Annotated in this window: 1 rRNA gene; it reads left to right on the top strand. The window is 50.1% G+C overall.

The window, feature by feature from the left end:
- Nucleotides 1–337: ribosomal RNA gene (locus PSR9079_RS23505) — 23S ribosomal RNA — on the top strand; the annotation flags it as partial.

Raw genomic sequence — 337 nt, 5'->3', positions numbered from 1 at the left:
TAATCAGGGTAGGGTAAGTCGACCCCTAAGGCGAGGCCGAAAGGCGTAGTCGATGGGAAACGGATTAATATTTCCGTACTTGGTATAATTGCGATGGGGGGACGGAGCAGGCTAAGCAAGCATGGCGTTGGTAGTCCATGTGAAAGTGAGTAGGCTAGCGACTTAGGTAAATCCGGGTTGCTGTTAGGCTGAGACACGAGACGAGTCACCAAGGTGATGAAGTTGCTGATGCCATACTTCCAGGAAAAGCCTCTAAGCTTCAGATTATACCGAATCGTACCCCAAACCGACACAGGTGATCAGGTAGAGAATACTAAGGCGCTTGAGAGAACTCGGG

The sequence above is a fragment of the Pseudoalteromonas rhizosphaerae genome (genome assembly GCF_902498845.1).
Taxonomy (GTDB): domain Bacteria; phylum Pseudomonadota; class Gammaproteobacteria; order Enterobacterales; family Alteromonadaceae; genus Pseudoalteromonas; species Pseudoalteromonas rhizosphaerae.
Note: the sequence above shows the minus strand (reverse complement) of the source record. Positions and strands in the feature narration are given on the sequence as shown.